The sequence below is a fragment of the Candidatus Uabimicrobium helgolandensis genome, assembly GCF_041508025.1.
GTDB classification, from domain to species: Bacteria; Planctomycetota; Uabimicrobiia; order Uabimicrobiales; family Uabimicrobiaceae; genus Uabimicrobium; species Uabimicrobium helgolandensis.
In genome coordinates, this window is the sequence record NZ_CP165719.1 from 8,466,670 (window position 1) to 8,484,929 (window position 18,260).

Here is an 18,260-nt window from a genome sequence, read left to right on the forward strand (position 1 = left end):
GTATTTAACCCTATATTACCACAAAAGCACTAATTTGATTGTAACGTTTGTGTAACATTATCACATCTTGTTGTTATATGAAATAAACCATTGATCATTGATATTCTCACTGGGCGCGTGCGCTGTTGTGTATTATATAAGGTTACCTCAGGAGGTAAACATTAGAAAGAGATGTTTTAAAGTACTCACCTTACTCAGACCAAGTAACTGGCTGGGGAACATAACATGGTGAGAAAGGCTCAAGTTTGATTAGTCCGCAATCAACGACTGAGAGCCAAGCTAGGTTAGATATGAGATCAAGCGAAACATAATTTTATCTGTGGATCTATCTTAATCCTTTAATTTTACCAAGGTAGAATTCATCAGTGTTTCAACATAGTCAATTTCGAAATCTAACTCTGTAGTATCATGAGAAAAGTTCAAACATCGGTACCAGGCTCAGCAAACAAAAAAGCCAAATCCTAAGAAAGAGAAGTAAGAATCTTCTTGTAGCATATTTACGATTTTAGTTTTATCCATTTCAGGAAGAAAAATTTCCTTTTTCAATTACTCTTGTATACTTTGTATTTACTTAATTGTAGTCTTAACTGAATGATATTCAAGCCTGGCATATTAAGTGATTGATTAGTTTATATGTCGTGACGCGGTGTAATTTTATGAATTGCAATCAGAAGAACTTAGTTATCTTACTCTTGATCTCTCGCAAAAAATCCTGCTAAAAGTTACGGCTTGTTGGCAATTTTGTCACAGATCCTTCTTGAGAGCGAGGAACATTGGTAAACTTTTCGTGCAAAACTACATTTTGATGCGAATCTAAGAACTCTTTTCGGAACTCTGTTATACTGGTATTTGTTAAATCCAGTTGAATAAGAGAAAAAAGTTGGTCAATTTCTTTTGGTAGTTCTGATATCTTTGTACCACTCAAGTCAAGATAAATAAGAGAAGAAAGTTGACCTATCATTTTTGGTAAGGCTGTTATTTCTGTTCTCTCCAAATTAAGATGTGTAAGAGAAGAAAGTCTTCCTATCTCTTTTGGTAACTCTGTTATTTGGCGTGAATAGTCCAAATCAAGATGAGTAAGAGAAGAAAGCCATCCAATCTCTTTTGGTAACTCTGTTATGTATGATTGTCTTAAAATAAGACGAGTGAGAGAAGAAAGTTGTCCTATCTCTTTTGGCAACTCTGTTATTTTTTTTAAATCTGTTAAATTTAGCTCTACCAAAGAAGAAAGTTGTCCTATCTCTTTTGGTAACTCTGCTATCCATGTACCCCCTAGATTAAGATGAGTAAGAGAAGAAAGTTGTCCTATCTCTTTTGGTAACTCTGCTATCCACGCGTTCTCTAAAAAAAGATGTGTAAGAGAAGAAAGTTGTGTGACCTCCTTTGGCAGTTTTTTCATCCTCGAGCCCTCTAAAGAAAAATACGTAAGAGAAGAAAGTTGTGTGATCTCCTTTGGCAATTTTGTTATTTCTGTACCCCATAGATCGAGGTGAGTAAGAGAAGAAAGTCGCCCGATCTCTTTTGGTAACGCCGTTATTTCTGTACCCCCTAGATTAAGATGAGTAAGAGAGGAAAGTTGTCCGATCTCTTTTGGTAACTCTGTTATTCCTGTTCGATACAAATCCAGGCAAAATTTATTAGAAAAGTTACAATTTACAAAATGGCTATTTTCTATTCGCCTAAAAACTACATCTGTACGAAAACTACAATTTTTAAAAACACAACCATCTATTTCATATTCTTCATTCTCATTTAAGAAAAAAGCACAACCGTAGTATACGGTATTGTTCCTTACTGCTTCTCCCTCTGTGCCATAATAAGTGAGACACCTTAAAATATCAATTTAGAATAGTAGGGTGAAAAAGGAAAATACAGGTGTCGCAAAAAAATGAAGAAATCCCAAACCCAGAATTCCAAGAAAAAAAGCTTACAAGACGAAAGCGAACAATAGAGTACAAAAAAGAGATAATAAAAAAAGTGGATGCATTAGCCGGAACAGGTAAAATAGGAGCATTCTTGAGAAAAGAAGGCTTGTATTATGCCGCAGTAAAAAAGTGGAGAGGCAATTACGAATCGGGGAAATGGGAGCAAACAAAGTTGAAAAAAACAGATAGAAAAATAGACACTTCAGCAGAAATAACCAAATTGAAAAAAGAAAAAGAAGCTTTAGAAAGAAAATTAAAACGAGCAGAGCTAATAATAGAAGCTCAAAAAAAAATATCCCAAATATTAGAGCTGTCAGAGGAAGAGAACGATACGAAATAATGAAAGCAGTAGCTATTTTAGCGAACGATATAGGAGAAGCTTGTAAAAGTTTTGGCATAGCAAGAGCAAGTTGGTATCGTTGGAAAAACGGAGGAAAAAAGATAAGGAAAAAGGGTTGCTATCCCCATGCGCTAACAAAAAAAGAAAAGGAAAATGTTTTAGAAATTTTAAACTCAGAGCGTTTTGTTGACATGTCGCCGCGAGAGGTTTATGCGATATTGCTAGATGAAGGAAAATATCTATGTTCTTACAGAACAATGTATCGTTTATTGCACGATCAAGAGAGCTCGCAAGAAAGGAGAAAACAAAGGCAGCATCGTAATTACGAAAAACCAGAACTACTGGCTACGGCTCCGAATTGCTTATGGTCATGGGACATCAGTAAATTAAAAGGTCCAAGAAAGTGGAACTACTTTTATTTATATGTAATTTTGGATGTATATAGTCGCTGTGTTGTCGGTTGGACAATTGCCAAAAAAGAATGTAAAAAAATAGCTAGTGATTTAATTGAAGAAACGACGGTAAAGCAAAAAATCCCTAAAGGACAACTTACAATACATGCTGATCGCGGAGCCTCAATGAGGTCGAAAAATGTTGCACTTTTACTCTCTGATTTAGGAATAACAAAAACACATTCGAGACCTTACGTTTCAAATGATAACCCCTTTAGTGAAAGTCAATTTAAGACTTTGAAGTATCGACCAGATTTTCCTGAGAGATTTGGTTCTATACAAGATGCGCGAAGTTTTTGTCGGACATTTTTTCTGTGGTATAACAAAGAACATCGGCATACTGGAATAGCTCTTTTTACTCCTGAAATGGTGCACTATGGACAAGTTCAGCATTTTTATAACATCAGAAAAGATACTCTCTATCAGGCATACTTACAAAATCCTGGACGTTTTAGAAAAGGTATATCTATACCTAAATTAGTACCTGATGCTGTTTGGATTAATCCTCCCAAACAAAACTCTATATAGTTTTTTTTCTTCCCTTGCTTTTATTGGGAAGGAAAAAAATAACGAATATTATTTACTTGTTTTGAGAATAAAGGTTCGTAGCTGCTTTTCGATGAAAGCAAAAATCTTGACAGATTTTCTGGCGAGATTTTTGACTCAGCGAAAAGTTGCGGAGATGCTTTATGGCCGCAATACTTATCACTTATGATGGAGAATTTTTTAACGAATTTGTTTTTTAGTGTCTCATTTTTCTTGACACATTCCGCTAACGATTTAGATTTTACTTCCATATTGAATCCCTATTCATTTTCAATCCCTATTCATTGTCAAATTTAACAGTAGATTGTAATGGGCCTTAAACATTCTATATACTTTCTCATTTTTTACAATCAAGGTCTTATAAAAATACCATGAATAAATATATATACTTTGCTGTCCATTTATTAAAGTTTTAATATGTTGCTATCTGCACTTTGTGTCAACAACGATAAAGCCACAAAACAATACACACAAAAAGTCAGAAAACAGCAAATTCAACTTCAACACTTTTTAAAATACATTTATAGGATACATCAATACGTTCTACCAAGGAGAGTTTTAAAATGTCTAAATATTTTCTACTATGGATAATCACTTTAGGATTATGTTGTAATCTACTATATGCCAACCGATCATTGCAATTAAATTTAACATATGACGTAGCTCCTTTTAAAAATGAGTTAAAAGGAACAACTCAAATTTCTACCGCCGGTGAAAAAAATTGGAAAGATATTCAAAACGGCGATGTCATTACACCTGGCGAGTACATAGTACGTTTTTTATATGATGGATATCAACAAACACAACAAAATTTAAGTATTACGCATTCCAAAGAACCGTTTGTCGTCAAACACAAACTGACTGCCAAATATCGTAACATTCGTTTCATCATCGATTATGATGTTTTTCCGTCTACAGAAGCTTATTCTTCTCATTCAGTATTAATCGATAAGAAAATACCTTATTTCATTTCTAACCAAACACAGGTCAAACCAGGAAGTTATTTATTTTCAATAAAACAGCCTGGATACGACGATACACCTTTTACAGTACAAATTATTGCTGGTAAATACTCATTTTTTTATAAAAAAAAATTATCTAAAACAGAAGATATTTATATGCACGGAAAGAAAAGACAACTTATCTTTCAAAGTACTGCTCCCGGTACAAAACAATTAATGTTAGCACAATCTATCTTGATTAATGGTAATCCTGTTAGTCATGTAAATGGCTTTACAATAGGTAGTCAACTTACTATTGAAGCAACTTTTAAAAAATATGGCTCAATTAAAATACCATTAACTATACCAAAAGGGTATGGACCTATAGTTGTCAAAATTCCACTAGAAAAAAAGTCTATATTAGTATCTTCTCTTTTTTCTAAAGAAAACAAAACGCTAAAACCGCCACATGCAGAAAGCAGAAGATTATATCGCCATGGGCACTATCTTTACCCCATCGTAAAATTGCAAAAACAAGAGCAACGCTACCTCTTGTCTCAACATAAAAGCTCTTACACTCAATTACTAGGTGTATATTTTTCATACATAGGACACTATCAAAAAGCTCTTGAATATTTTGACAACAACAAGAAGGAACAAAAACCGCAAGCCATTGATCTAGATAAATATCAGGTACTAGATGCTGCTAAGGCAATTTGCGAAGTAGCAAGTACTAAAAACGTAATATTTATTAACGAAGCTCATCACATACCGCAACATCGCGTTTTACCAATTATGCTATTAAAGAAATTATACAAACAAGGATTTCGTTATTTTGCCGCAGAAACTCTTAATCAGTATGATAAAATGGAAGAACGTGGCTATCCTGTTTTTTCATCTGGTTACTATACACAAGAACCACTATACGGAGACTTAGTTCGCACTGCAATCAAGTTAGGCTATAAAGTAGTTGCTTATGAACATATGGGTCCTAGAGGTCAAAAGCAACGCGATGAAGGACAAGCGCGCAATCTTTATGAAAGAATATTCAAATCCGACCCAAATGCGAAAGTTTTGGTTCACGCAGGCTATGCTCATATCTACGAAAAAGAGACGCCATACTGGTCCCCAATGGCCAAATATTTTCGAGAAATTTCAGGTATAGATCCTTTTACTATTGACCAAACAAAAATGTCAGAGTGTAGCAAAATAAGTATTGAAAACCCTTATTTTCAATGGATTCAAAACAAAATTGCACCGCAAAAAGCCATAGTTTTGCGGACAGCAAAAAATACTTTTTGGGTGAATAAAGAGGAATTTTACGATTGCCAAGTATTTCATCCACGCAGCAAATACAAAAAAAATCGACCTCAATGGCTGTCTTTAGGTGGACAAAGAAAAGAAGTGATTATTCCAATTGAAGATGTAAAAACTTTGCCAATATTAATTCAAGCACTAGATTTTTCTGAAGAAGAGCAAACGAAAAATTTACCAATTCCTATAGACCAAATCGCTATTTGGAAAAAACAACAAATTTGTCTATACTTGCCGAAAGGAAAATTTTTAATTCGATTTATGGATGAAAATGGAAATGTATTCAAAAAATTTACTCATTTCGTAAAATAGTTTCAAGTCAACTAAATTTTTTGCATAGCAAAAGGAAATATCATGAAGATTTTAGTTTATATAGCAATAACTATGATGTTCGCTAATTGTCTTAAAAGCCAAGAAATAATAAGGCTTAAAAACGTCAAGTTTGTTGATATAAAAAAAGATTTTAGGTACTGGGCAATTGATGCTATTTCTAAATCTAAAGATAAGCAACTACTTATCAAGATGCTAAAACATAGCAGACTAAGAAGTTTGATAAAACGTAGACTCGATGACCCTGTCTTAATACGTATTTTGGTGAAAGAAGCAATAGAAAAACAAGAAAAACATATGATTAAGACTTTATACGATGTTAGCGAATATTCATTCAATAAAGAAAGTGTTGATGTAATAGCAGATACTCTTATTAAAAATTTTTCAAACTTATCACCTGAATTACAGATAAATGTTGTAAGAACGCTTAGTAATCTCAGTAAAGATAACCAAAAAATCCAAGCATTTTTACTCTCTCTACTACGTGATCCTCAGCCAAGTATTATAAAAATTGAAATTGTAAATGTTCTATACACAACAAGCTATCTTTCAAAATTGATTCCACTTGTAGATGAGTATTTACAAGGAAAGGATGCGATACTCAAATATCATATTCTGCGAATTATTGGAAATGCTAACTTGAAACGCTTTCTTCCAAAGCTGTATTTGTTAATAAAAGATACAAATTCCGACATTAGGATTGGAGCATTATCTGCTTTAAACATAATGATACCCAAAACGGAGAAGTTACGAAGTTATGCTGAAGATATGTTTTTTAAAGATGAAGATCCTTGGGTAAAAAACGTCGCACTTGAAATATTGCACAAAAAATTTTCTGGCGCGATTTCTTATTCTGATGAGTTTTATCTAATAGTTACAAGTGATAAAAATTTATTATCATATACATGTAATGAAATTTTAAAAAGTAAAAAAATATTAATTAAAAAAGATATTAAAATTTTAAAACGTTACCTTAATCAAGATGATTTTTTTGAAGAGGCAACTATTTTATTACTAAGTAAAATAAGCGAGTATGACAAAGAAGTAGTACAATTACTTATTAAACACGCCTCAACACAAACGATTATCAAAATAGGAAAAAAATTTCCACTTAAAACAGTAGAAACTCTAAAAGAAGAGTATTCTAGACAGGGAAGCCTAGATGAATATGATTTTAACGAAAAAAAGTACAACATATTGTATATTTTTGAGTCGTTGGGGAAAACAAGTGCACCTGCATTAGATTTGCTTTTAACAGAGTTAAAAAGAAAAAATGACTGGGTATTGCACATGTTAACTATTACAGCCTTGTGTGCAATAAAGCAACCATCGATTATGGATAAAATATTTGATACTATAGATTTAACCATATTGAAAGGTGAACAAGAAAGAATAATTAAAGCTCTTATCTCTTTGGCGCAAAACAAATCACAGTCTAAGGATGTTGTTAGATTTCTAAGTAAATCTTTTTTAGACGCAAAAGATGCTCCTAAATTACTCATATTAGAGTTTATTGAACAAGTACAGTTTTTTGATGACGCGGTTGCAAAGTTTTTATTTAGTTGCTTAGATTTGCATCATGAGCAAAATCTTCAAAAGAAAACTGTTGAAATCATTTCACAGTTAGAATCTAAATATATTAGAATGCTATCTAAAAAAGTTATTGAAGAAATAAAAAAGAATTAGAATGCACTAAAAAAACTTGAATGCTTCATTTCTCCTTGACTAAAACCCGACAGTATTTCCTCTAGGCTTCATCTCTCCTATAACATTATAAGTTATTGGAGAGATGATCGATCATCTATATCAGAGCAAAGGAGCTCGCAAACATAACAATATAAACGTATAAATCAATATCAAAAAAAATTACTTCTTCAAATTTCAACATTTATTTGACTTGCGTAAAAGTAATTTACTTCGCCAAACAACATCCTTCTTTAACAAATTTAAAAAATTTTCTACTTTTTAATCACTAAATATTTCATAACAATAGTACTATTGTTATGAACAAATAGCTGAAATAAAATTTTTGGCAAATTTTAAATCGATAACAATCTCACAAAATTAGTAAAAGAACATTTTTTAGGAGTTTTGTATGAGCAAATTATCTTTGAGAGCAAAACACTCATCGAAGTCTTTTTATGCTTCGATTGTACTACTCATAGTGAATTTCTTTTTCAATCCCATTTTTGCAATGTGACCATCGGGAGATATAGCTGGTTCAGTTATAGGAATTTCATTACTTGTTTTTGGAACATGGACATCAATAAACGGTTTATGGTTTCGTTATAAAATTATTCCTGGAATAATTTCACTTATTAACATCGCGATCATTTATTTTATAATATATCGCGAAATTTTTTATAAAGGCTTCATAGAACATTATCTTCCACTATTTAAAGCTTACTATGGTTTAATTTAATAAGTTAAGTAGGTAGATTATTATAATAATTATCGCAATTTTAATATAAATTACTATTCAATGAGCCGTTGGTTAAATTTAATCAACGGCTCATTTTTTTTGTTTCCTATAATTGTTTTTATAGTGCGGTTTTGTAAAACGAAGATTGGATTTGAAGTTCAGAAATGCAAAAAGCCCTTCTTAATTAAGAAGGGCTTTTTGTTTGTTTTATATGGTAGTGAAGGAGGGGCTCGAACCGTATCCATGAATTACCGTTCGTCGCTTGTCTTTATTTTATCTGCATTTGCGCAATTTAATTTTCGCTGTTTATTTTTGCTGCGCGGATGCTGCGCACAAAATGGGTATTAAATGTCCGACAAATTGTACTAAATGGTGCAAGGGGATTCAACCACGTTACCGAAACTGGCTGTTTTTTGCACTTTTTTCTTTGATGACTTTTACATTTGCTAGGGTGTAAATTGTTTTATCGATGGAATATCAACGTGGACATCGCATTTCAGTATTTATCGAAGCCTGTAGGTTATATCCCTGTCTCAAAAAATAGCCATTTATTTTAAATGGCTATTTGTAAAGCAATATCTCACAAGATAAACTGTAAAATATCATAAAATAAGCGTATTTAAATCGTTGTGTTACTACCAATATTTATTTCTTCATTTTCTTCAAATTTTTAATCTCTTTTTTCCAAGATTTGAGGATGGTAATAATCGTTCTCATATCATCACTCTTATAACTAGATGTATACGGTTTTATTTTCTCTACATCCTTTAAAGCGTTTTTGATTTTCTTGAGCAAATAAGTCTTAACATCAACAAGACTCTCCTTTGTAAAGCCTGCTCCTCCTATTTCGTTTTGGAATTCTTTTATTTCACTTTCAATTTTGGCTAATTTCTTTCGTAGCGAAGACAAGTTCTTTTTGTGTTGTTTTTTCGCTTTTTCTACCTCTTTGTCAAATTTTTTTATTTCATCATCTTTGTTTTTCTGTTCAGCTTCTTCTTTTTTATTTACAAATGCCTCATATTTTGTTGCTGATTTTTCACATTTTCTGGCTTTTGCTTCTAATGCTGCTCTTTCAGATTCTGCTTTACAACCGATGAGTACAGATGATACTACCGAAAAAATTATAATTAAGTTTTTCATGTTAATTTCCCTGTTTTGTCTAGAATAGTTTTGTTTTTTTTGTTAAATAAATGCTGTGCAAATATTATGCCAAAGTTTCAAAAAGTACATAGTACATTTTTGAATATAATACTAGATAAATCAATAGATGGTCAACATAAAATAATGAATTTATTTTTAGATAAAATAGGGCGTGTCATCATTCAAAATATTGTGTGTTTTTTCGAGCCCGAGCCCGTTTGCGAGCCCGTTTCCGAAACTTTCACTAACAATTTATCAAAGAAGCAAAGTTTCTTTTTCCATCGCAAAAAACTAGTATTGAACCAATAAATCACTTTCTGTCGCTCTCAAAAAGTTTTCGGGCTCGGGCTCGGAAACGGGCTCGGGCTCAATACTACTGGCGTATCATTAAATGAATTCGTTATATTTTTATCTGTATTGAATGATGACACGCCCTAATGTCTATTGATAATTCTTATCAAGAATGTGTATACAAATAGGAAATATTATCAACATTTAATGACAGTATTTCTTCTGTTTGTAGAGCTATATTTTCAAAATACGAACCATCTAATAAATAAAGTATCGACAGAGTAATTTTTACTCGATTTTGAATAACCCTCTCCCCAATGACACAACCGAACTTGTATAGAGAAAGACAGGTATGTTAATTGATATGCTGTATCTTTTATCATTTTTGGTGTTTTGTTGCTTTGTTGCTTTGTTGCTTTGTTGCTAGAAGGTGTTTGTTTTCTATAGATATAAAATATGAAATTAGATTCTGTTTAAAATCTAATTTCATCAACAACATTATTTCCATTGAACCAAATATTCATTTTACTATCTTAACTTTTTAAACCGAAAAGTTAAAATTAAAACGTAAATGTGATTATAGAGTATTAAATTAGATATTTAACTAAGTGTATTTGATCCAAAAAGCATTAAATTATACTCAGTTGAACAACGGATTCAAAGGTAGATTTTATCTGTTTTTGCTGCGCGGTAGCTCCGCGCCTGGACGGAAAAATTGGGTGAATTTGGGGGACATAGGATATTTTTCGTCTCATTTTGGAGGTTGGGGCGTAAAACACGAAAAGCCCGACATCTCTGGATGCCAGGCTTTATCTATGGTAGTGAAGGAGGGGTTTGAACCCCCGACCGATGGATTATGATTCCATTGCTCTACCGACTGAGCTACTTCACCTTTTTTGTTCGTATGGAAAATATATCATAAGAATTGTTAAAGTCAAGATCATTTTTATTTTTTTTACAAAAAAGGTTAACTATCTTTTTACATAGAACATCGTTGATCCAGCTAATCCCAATAGCAATGATCCTGATATAGCAAGCCACATACCACTACCAAAAATTTTTATTTGTTCAATATAACTAAAGCCTAGAGTAACTAAGATTATAGCTGCTAAAATCATGTAAATTGTTGCACTAAACTTTCCTGCTTTTGCGCGCCAGTATTCTACGAATACTATTAGCATGAACGTGAATATTATTGTTAAATGTCCACCAAAAATAAGAGAGTCTTGTTGTGGATGATAAACATGCTCAATTACTTTACGCTCATTTTTTGTTTGCCAGATTTGCTCCAAACCCTTTGTTTCACCTATCCATGGCATAAACAAAGAAGCAAAAATTGCCAGGCCTGCAAAACAAGCTAGCCAGTTGCGTTTGAGTAGATTATTTGCTTTGTTGCGTTTTACTACTTTATTACGTTTTGTTTTTTTGGCTTCTTTTTTCATTTTTTACGGTCCACATAATTTTGCAAAATTAGCGTTGCTGCAACAGCGTCTATAATTTTTTTTCTTTTTTTTGTCGACATACCAATACTTTTAAGTGAATTTTGAGCTTCCCACGTGCTAAGGCGTTCATCGCAAAAATCAATCGGAAGCTCAAATTGTTCTTCGAGCTCTTTAGCGAAGACTTTTACTTCTTCCACCATTTCACCTTCGGTATTGTCCATATTTTTTGGAAGACCAAGGACAATTTTACTTATATCGTTCTCTTCTATAATCTCGGCGAACTCTTTTAGTATATCATTATTTTTGCGCACAATAACTGTTAAAGGATTTGCAATTCCAAGCGGTCCACAAACGGCAACTCCAATACGTCGACGTCCGTAATCAATACCCAATATTTTCGTAAAATTCATCTTCTTTTTCCCATTTGTTAACGATGGCCTTTTTGCGTTTTTTTTGTTTTGTATAAGCTAGAATAGTCAAAATTGCCATTATACTAAAAAGAGAAAACAATTGCGTTAAACGCCAAAACCATTTGTATTCGGGTGTAATGGATTCAATCCAATTTTTTTCAAGTTGCGCTAGAGATATATTAGTTACTTTTTGCACTGCTGCTGAGAAATTTTTTGTCGTTTTGTAATGATCGATAATTTGTGTAATATTTTTTTGTCCGTATTTATTCGCCATATAGATAACGATATCACGCGCCTGAACATAAGCCAGTGCTGCTTTTTGAGCACCACGAGGAAAACCATCTTTAAGATCATCTAAGGGAATAAGTTGATCCCAAATAGCGCGATCAAATATTTGAGTATTGTGCTGTAAGTGAAGACGACCTGATATCCATTCACAAATACCTTCATTAAACCATTGTGGTAATTGTAAATTGTTTTTTATTTCCCACTTCCCTAGATAAAGGTGGCAAACTTCATGCTCAAGTAATGAAGGTAGACTATTTGACATTGTATCGACATTTGTATAATTAATTAAAATTAGATTTCTCGATGAAAATGCCACACCTAATGCCCACGAAGGCAACTTATGTCCTGAAAGAATATTCATTTCTTTGTTGGACGCACAAACTACAATACGTACTTTATTAGGCGAAGGTAGGTGTAATTTTTTCTCTATGTTTTTACACGAAACAGTATAAAGATGATCAATATCTTTTTTAATTTTTAATGTATTTAATTTAGGATTGATTTCGATGGATAACTTATTCACTTTCTCTTGAGAAAAAATGAATGAAGTTACTGCCACCAAAAACAATAATATATTATTTTTTTTCAAAAACATCATCTGCGTATTTTATCTCTTTTGCTAAATCGTCAGCTGTTTGCTGGCCACGAACGCGCCAGTTATTAATTGGTTCTTCGTAGTAGCCTTGATCATCTTTTGTCACAACGCCTGTACGAACCGTCATTTCAAATTCCCCATAAGCTCGAATAACTTTACCAATAAAAACTGTTGTTCCTTCATATTGAGAGATTGTGTTATCAAAAACATCAGGTGCCATCTCAACAAATTGTTTACCACTAAACCATTTTGCTTTAGCTGCTTTTAATATCGATGCTTTATCTGCATCTTCAACTAAATCGTTTGTTGTTAAGATAAGAATAGTCTGTCCTGAAGATACATTTGCATTTGCACTTGTATCTACCGAACTACTTGTTTCATTCATTGAAGTTGTTGAGTTATCAATAGCTTCATTCATTGAAGTTGTTGAGTTATCAATAGTTTCATTTATTGAATTTGTGGTGTCATTAGCAATTTGATTAAGATCATTGCTCGCTTCATTAACTGCGCCATTACTTTCCCAAGTAGAAGAAGCAGATAAATCTCCATCTGTGCCTGTAGTATTGTCACTTGAAGCTAATGTCTCGCCTGAAGTCGAAGTGTCGCTTGGAGCTGAAGTATCACTTAAAGCTGAAGTACCGCTTGAATCCGAAGTATCACTTGAAGCCGAAGTATCACTTGAAGCTGAAGTATCACTTGAAGCTGAGGCATCACTTTGCTCTGAAGTATTGTTTGTTTCTTGCACATTATCACCTTGATCATTATTGCTTGCGCAACTAATACAAAAAGCAACAATGAGTAAAACTGCTAGAATTTTTTGCATTCTTAATCTCCCATTTATCTACATTTCTAAAATTTGTACTTGAAGTAAATTTTAGCTTGAGATCTTAAAAAGTCAATGAATTTCGACAACATCAAAGGTTTAGTGTGTAGAGTTGGAGTGTAATAAATAAAACAACAAACCTCATATAAATCCTTGAAGAGGACTGTCATTAATTAGATCATAGGTTGGGTTATAGCGACAGAAACGTACAATTATCCATTTTGTTTTACAATGTAATTCCAAAAAATAAATGTATATCTTCTCTTTTTGACAAACAAGAAGAGAAAGAAATAACAATATTTAACGACATCTGCTCATCTGAATGATAACAAGCCTAACAACAGAGTGGTTATCACTTTAATTGGACACCGCAACAGTTAATTGAATTTCTGAGGTTTACGTTTTTATTTCAACTAGCACAAGTCGTAACTGTTATAAACTCAATATCTAAAACTTATCCACCAATGTGATACATTTCTACTTTATTTTTTTTAGTCGTGCTAGAACGTTCTTCAGAATACCGGTCAGAACGATTTTTCCAAATATTTGATAAATATTTGTGTACTTCATCATCTGATTCATTTAGAAGACATTTTAAATCATGTCCTTCCGTAGCAAACAAACACGTGTACAACTTACCTTCTGCGGAAACACGTGCACGTACGCAACTACTACAAAACGGCTTTGTTACTGAAGAAATAAAGTTTACTTCTCCAATACCATCTTTATGAAAGTAACGATCGGCAACCTCTCCGTATTCAAGCCCGTGGGCAACAAGTGGATATTCTTCTTCTATTTTTTGTAAAATTTCTTTAGAAGTAACGACTTGTTGCATTTGCCATCCATTAACATTTCCAACATCCATATACTCGATAAAGCGTATTGCATAGTGCTGTTTTTTGAAATACTTTACTATATCTAAAATTTCTTTATCGTTGTAATTTTTTATAAGAACAACATTAATTTTGATAGGAAAAAGTTGAGCTTGTTCAGCAGCACTAATTCCCTGAAGTACTTTTTCCAAGCTATATTTACGACCAATGATCTTTTGGAAATTATGCGGTTGCAAACTATCTAAACTAATGGTTACTCGGTGAAGGCCAGCCTCTTTTAACAATTGCGCTTTGTCAGCTAAAAGATATCCGTTTGTTGTCAGTGAAATATCCTCAATTCCGGGGATTTTGGATAAAGAAGATATAAAATCGCAAATATTTGCTCGCAACAAAGGTTCTCCACCTGTAATCTTGATTTTTTTAACGCCCAACTTCACAAAAACCTTTATTAATCTTATAATTTCAGAAAAAGTCAACAACTTGTTCTTTGGTAAGAATTTATAATTTTCGCCATACTTATCGACAGGCATACAATAAGTGCAACGAAAATTACAAGCATCAATCACAGAAATTCTTAATGAGCTTAGTGGACGTTCTAAATGATCTTTTAGCATAATTTGAGTTTCTAGAAAAATTTTGCATGTTTTTGGTGTATAACGCAGTCTGACAAAAGTAATTGAAGAAGACCTTTAGCGAAGTTTTCTTTTCCGCAAATTACAAGGCGTAGAATATAGCACTATACAATATTTTATTTAAACACACAATTGTTTTATTCAAACGCTACACACCAGTACATCTCAATGAACTGGCTTAAATAACACTTTGTATTTTTCAAAAAAAGAACATTACAAAAACATTATTGTTCTTTTTTGAAAAAAAACAGAAGATTTACTGCAAAATAATAAAAAATGTGATAAGCTATTAACCTTATTACAACCAATGGTTCTTAGAAGCATATTATGAAAGGAACACAATGAGATTAATGATTTTTTGCATTCTGTTTGTTTTCCTTGGTGCAGGCTTTGCTGATACGCTCTATATAAAATCAAAAACTGCTCCATTGAGAAAACATCCACGCAAGAAAAAAACGGTAGCTAAGGCTAAACGTGGCGAAAAAGTAAAAAAAATAAAAAAAGTCCGTAAATGGATTCGCATCAAATACAACGGAAAAAAACTATGGGTATACAAAGGTAAAGTATCTAAAAAAGCTCCAAAAAAAGACACTAGCCTTTTGACAGCAAATTATGCAGATGATGTTGCTGCTGGTAGCGCTGTACGTGGTTTAAGTAAAGTTGCCCTTAAATTTTCTTCTAGCCAAAGTGTTTCCCCAAAACATCAATCGTTTATGGACTACCACCAATCATTTATTGCTACAGATAAATCAGATTTTACTCCTCAGCTTGCGCGTGGTATTCAATTAGTAAAAATAACATCTGAAATGTTAGAAAAATTCCAAGAAGATGGCAAAGTCGGAAGTTACGCTGATCCAGGAGACGAAGGTGAATTTGAAGAAGAATAAAAAATTTATTATTGTTGTTTGTGCATTATCCATACTATTTACTGTAGCATGCGAAGCCGCATCCAAAATGATGGATTCAGCACTAGATAACAAACTAGTAAAAGACCAAGTAGGTGGTGAAACAGTAAACAACCTAAAAGCAGGCAAAGAAATTGGAGGCAATCTTGCAGAAGCAGCGAAAGCAGCTATTAGCTCGATGCCTTTAGAAGACGAAAGAGTTCTTGGCGAAACCGTTGGTGTACAACTTTATGCTACACAGGGTTTCGGAGAACCTGTTAAAAACCAAGACTTGATGCTTTTTCTCAATACAATGGCGAATGTAATCGCTCAAAACAGCGCTCGACCAAATATACCTTATCATGTTGCTGTTGTTACTTCTGATGAGAAAAATGCGTACGCACTTCCTGGAGGTTATATATTTTTAACATCGGGATTAGTTTTATCTTTACAAAATGAAGCACAATTGGCAGTAGTCATAGGTCACGAAATCGCACACATTGCAAAAAAACATACCTTAAATGAAATGCAAAAATCTAAAAGCTTAGGTAGTTTAGTTGATGCTGGTGGTGGTGCATTAAAGGCTTCTTCGTTTGGAAGTGATAGCCAAATGGGAGTTTTTACTGACTTCATCAAAGACCTAGGTAAAAAAATAGCTGCACACTCATTTTCTAAAGAACTGGAAATAGAAGCCGATATGGAAGGTGTCCGTTATGCTTATGACACTGGATATGATCCGAAAGCTATACTTGGCGTCCTAGATATTCTACAAGCTAAAGATGCAGACGTTAGCGGTGATCACGCAACTACTTCTGATCGTAGAGCAGCTTTTCAACAAAAACTGCAAAATGAATTTGCAGAAGAAGGCATGAGCGGGCTTGTAACAACAACAGGCCGTATGCAACAAGTAAAACAGTGGATACAAAGCGGCAATGCTGGTTGGTAGATTCACAAACAAAGAAATATTTGGTGATACTCATCAAATATTTCTTTAACTCATCCAAATATACAAAGTATAAATTTAAATATAAATATACATTCCCAACTTCTTTCCCAACTCCAAATCACTCAATCAAAAGTAGTACATTTACATATAACCGTCAAGAAGAGACGGCAAGTCGTCTTTCTAGCAATGTACTTGTTGCAAAAAAAAGACGGCTATTCCAAATTTTTTCTACTTATACCTCTAACAATACTACTAAGTATGGCTACAGGAGAAACAACATTTTATTCACAATAACTTTTCTTGAGAATTCTATTTAATGGCATGATATTCGCTAGATAAAACATCAGGGATAAGACATATTCCATTCACAATTCCAAAATTTTACGCATATTTTATATTTCGAAAGTTATATCTCGTATAGTACTTTTTTAGTTAGAAGCATCACAAAATATATTTTCATAAACAACAAACTCAATAAAGTACTGTAGCTATACAAGACTCATAATTAAGTGGGATTTGTCTTAAAATTAACAAGCGAAAAAAATCGCTTTAACAAATTTCCGAATCCATTCGGACATGGTATATCTATTTGTTAACCACCGGTAGATTATACCTTAGGAAACAATGCAGGAATGAATTGGATGCCAACACATCCAAACAAGTGCTAGTAAAAAATATTATTCACTCTAAATATTTTTATTAGCATTTTTTATTAGGTATGTCGACATTTAGCTTTTTGTGTAACATCGGTTATTTTAAGAAGTAGCAAAACGATACTCTTAAACACAGGAAGAGAAATGTTGATACGCCATATTTATAAAGGAAAAAAAGATGTATCTTCTTGAAAATACATGGCAACTAGACTGGCAACAAGTATTAGCATACGCAAAAAAAATTGCACTGGAGTATGGGCCAAATATATTATTATCTTTAACTGTTCTTGTTCTTGGACGTATGGTATCTGGTATACTACGCAAAATATCAATGCGAGTTATGAAAAAAGCGAATACTGATGCCAGTATTCAATCATTTGTTTCTAGTTTAGTATACATAACATCAATGATTTTCGTAGTGATAGCTTCCTTAAATATACTAGGAATACCAACAGCTTCTTTTGTCGCCGTAGTCGGTGCAGCAGGTTTAGCGATAGGACTTGCTTTCCAAGGTGCTCTTTCTAATTTTGCCGCAGGCTTTCTTATAATAGTATTCAAGCCATATAAAATAGGTGATTTTATTGAAGGAGGAGGAGAGTCAGGGAGTGTAAAATCTATTCAATTGTTTACAACTACACTCACAACAACAGATAATAAGACAATTATTATACCTAATTCACAAATGACAAATGGCAATATAACGAACTATAGTACAGAGGAAAAAAGACGCATCGACCTAGTTGTTGGTATTGGATATGATGATGACATTGATCACGCCAAAAAAATTCTTACTCAGATAACCAAACAAAATAGTTCTGTATTAAAAGAACCAGAAACAATTATAGCTGTTGTAGAGCTTGCCGATAGCAGCGTTAATTTTGTTGTACGCCCATGGGTTAAAACTGCGGACTATTGGCCAACATATTTCAAACTACAAGAAACGATAAAAAAAGAATTAGATAAAGAAGGTATTAGTATACCTTATCCACAACGCGATGTTCATATTTACGAACACAAAACCGAATCGAAAAAAGCATAAAAAAGAGAGGGCAT

Annotated in this window: 15 protein-coding genes and 1 tRNA gene; 7 read left to right on the forward strand and 9 right to left on the reverse strand. The window is 33.0% G+C overall.

What is annotated here, in order from left to right:
* Nucleotides 1–715: 715 nt before the first annotated feature.
* The gene (locus UABHE_RS31230; protein ID WP_372367343.1) at nt 716–1,621 is read right to left on the reverse strand and encodes a leucine-rich repeat domain-containing protein; all 906 of its coding nucleotides are present in this window, start codon (nt 1,619–1,621) and stop codon (nt 716–718) included.
* A gap of 254 nt (nt 1,622–1,875) precedes the next feature.
* Here UABHE_RS31230 and UABHE_RS31235 point away from each other — a divergent pair, with 254 nt between their 5' ends.
* Both UABHE_RS31235 and UABHE_RS31240 read left to right on the forward strand, forming a co-directional pair.
* A complete protein-coding gene (locus UABHE_RS31235) occupies nt 1,876–2,265 on the forward strand; it encodes a hypothetical protein (RefSeq protein WP_372366022.1) in 390 nt (129 codons plus the stop codon).
* Nucleotides 2,178–3,245, forward strand: a complete 1,068-nt coding sequence (locus UABHE_RS31240; protein ID WP_372371702.1) for an IS3 family transposase — start codon at nt 2,178–2,180, stop codon at nt 3,243–3,245. The genes UABHE_RS31235 and UABHE_RS31240 overlap by 88 nt, the downstream gene beginning before the upstream one ends.
* A 20-nt stretch (nt 3,246–3,265) precedes the next feature.
* Here UABHE_RS31240 and UABHE_RS31245 read toward each other — a convergent pair whose 3' ends face one another.
* Nucleotides 3,266–3,514 carry a hypothetical protein gene (locus tag UABHE_RS31245; protein ID WP_372367344.1) on the reverse strand — a complete coding sequence of 83 codons (249 nt, stop codon included), beginning with the start codon at nt 3,512–3,514 and terminating at the stop codon, nt 3,266–3,268.
* 312 nt (nt 3,515–3,826) lie between these two features.
* On the opposite strand from UABHE_RS31245, the gene UABHE_RS31250 reads away from it, so the two are divergent.
* Together UABHE_RS31250 and UABHE_RS31255 are read left to right on the forward strand one after the other, a co-directional pair.
* Nucleotides 3,827–5,830, forward strand: coding sequence for a hypothetical protein (locus UABHE_RS31250; protein WP_372367345.1), 2,004 nt, complete (start codon nt 3,827–3,829; stop codon nt 5,828–5,830).
* 42 nt (nt 5,831–5,872) lie between these two features.
* Nucleotides 5,873–7,534 carry a HEAT repeat domain-containing protein gene (locus UABHE_RS31255; RefSeq protein WP_372367346.1) on the forward strand — a complete coding sequence of 554 codons (1,662 nt, stop codon included), beginning with the start codon at nt 5,873–5,875 and terminating at the stop codon, nt 7,532–7,534.
* Nucleotides 7,535–8,915: 1,381 nt separating this feature from the next.
* Here the strand turns inward: UABHE_RS31255 and UABHE_RS31260 are convergent.
* From UABHE_RS31260 to moaA, 7 genes are all read right to left on the reverse strand, one after another.
* Entirely contained in the window at nt 8,916–9,410 is a 495-nt protein-coding gene (locus UABHE_RS31260; protein WP_372367347.1) for a hypothetical protein, read from the reverse strand.
* A gap of 1,107 nt (nt 9,411–10,517) precedes the next feature.
* Nucleotides 10,518–10,593 (reverse strand) — tRNA-Met (locus tag UABHE_RS31265).
* 79 nt (nt 10,594–10,672) lie between these two features.
* A complete protein-coding gene (locus tag UABHE_RS31270; RefSeq protein ID WP_372367349.1) occupies nt 10,673–11,143 on the reverse strand; it encodes a hypothetical protein in 471 nt (156 codons plus the stop codon).
* The gene (gene ruvX, locus UABHE_RS31275; protein ID WP_372367350.1) at nt 11,140–11,553 is read right to left on the reverse strand and encodes a Holliday junction resolvase RuvX; all 414 of its coding nucleotides are present in this window, start codon (nt 11,551–11,553) and stop codon (nt 11,140–11,142) included. Before ruvX ends, UABHE_RS31270 begins: the two co-directional genes overlap by 4 nt.
* Entirely contained in the window at nt 11,525–12,430 is a 906-nt protein-coding gene (locus tag UABHE_RS31280; protein ID WP_372367351.1) for a peptidase MA family metallohydrolase, read from the reverse strand. The genes ruvX and UABHE_RS31280 overlap by 29 nt, the downstream gene beginning before the upstream one ends.
* Complete coding sequence (locus UABHE_RS31285) at nt 12,417–13,259, reverse strand: hypothetical protein (protein ID WP_372367352.1); 843 nt, start codon at nt 13,257–13,259, stop codon at nt 12,417–12,419. The genes UABHE_RS31280 and UABHE_RS31285 overlap by 14 nt, the downstream gene beginning before the upstream one ends.
* A 454-nt stretch (nt 13,260–13,713) precedes the next feature.
* On the reverse strand, nt 13,714–14,706 hold the full coding sequence (gene moaA / locus UABHE_RS31290; RefSeq protein WP_372367353.1) for a GTP 3',8-cyclase MoaA: 993 nt from the start codon (nt 14,704–14,706) through the stop codon (nt 13,714–13,716).
* A 359-nt stretch (nt 14,707–15,065) separates the two neighbouring features.
* Here moaA and UABHE_RS31295 point away from each other — a divergent pair, with 359 nt between their 5' ends.
* The 3 genes from UABHE_RS31295 (at nt 15,066) to UABHE_RS31305 (ending at nt 18,246) form a co-directional block, all read left to right on the forward strand.
* Nucleotides 15,066–15,611 (forward strand): SH3 domain-containing protein, encoded by a 546-nt coding sequence (locus UABHE_RS31295; protein WP_372367354.1) that lies wholly within the window; start codon nt 15,066–15,068, stop codon nt 15,609–15,611.
* A complete protein-coding gene (locus UABHE_RS31300) occupies nt 15,592–16,554 on the forward strand; it encodes a M48 family metalloprotease (protein ID WP_372367355.1) in 963 nt (320 codons plus the stop codon). Before UABHE_RS31295 ends, UABHE_RS31300 begins: the two co-directional genes overlap by 20 nt.
* Nucleotides 16,555–17,385: 831 nt before the next feature.
* Nucleotides 17,386–18,246, forward strand: coding sequence for a mechanosensitive ion channel family protein (locus UABHE_RS31305; RefSeq protein ID WP_372367357.1), 861 nt, complete (start codon nt 17,386–17,388; stop codon nt 18,244–18,246).
* Nucleotides 18,247–18,260 lie beyond the last annotated feature (14 nt).

Coding starts and splice junctions, on each gene's coding strand:
- UABHE_RS31245 (WP_372367344.1), bottom strand. CDS start 3,514: ATGGAAGTAAAATCTAAATCGTTAGCGGAATGTGTCAAGAAAAATGAG.
- UABHE_RS31250 (WP_372367345.1), top strand. CDS start 3,827: ATGTCTAAATATTTTCTACTATGGATAATCACTTTAGGATTATGTTGT.
- UABHE_RS31255 (WP_372367346.1), top strand. CDS start 5,873: ATGAAGATTTTAGTTTATATAGCAATAACTATGATGTTCGCTAATTGT.
- UABHE_RS31260 (WP_372367347.1), bottom strand. CDS start 9,410: ATGAAAAACTTAATTATAATTTTTTCGGTAGTATCATCTGTACTCATC.
- UABHE_RS31270 (WP_372367349.1), bottom strand. CDS start 11,143: ATGAAAAAAGAAGCCAAAAAAACAAAACGTAATAAAGTAGTAAAACGC.
- ruvX (WP_372367350.1), bottom strand. CDS start 11,553: ATGAATTTTACGAAAATATTGGGTATTGATTACGGACGTCGACGTATT.
- UABHE_RS31285 (WP_372367352.1), bottom strand. CDS start 13,259: ATGCAAAAAATTCTAGCAGTTTTACTCATTGTTGCTTTTTGTATTAGT.
- moaA (WP_372367353.1), bottom strand. CDS start 14,706: ATGCTAAAAGATCATTTAGAACGTCCACTAAGCTCATTAAGAATTTCT.
- UABHE_RS31295 (WP_372367354.1), top strand. CDS start 15,066: ATGAGATTAATGATTTTTTGCATTCTGTTTGTTTTCCTTGGTGCAGGC.
- UABHE_RS31305 (WP_372367357.1), top strand. CDS start 17,386: ATGTATCTTCTTGAAAATACATGGCAACTAGACTGGCAACAAGTATTA.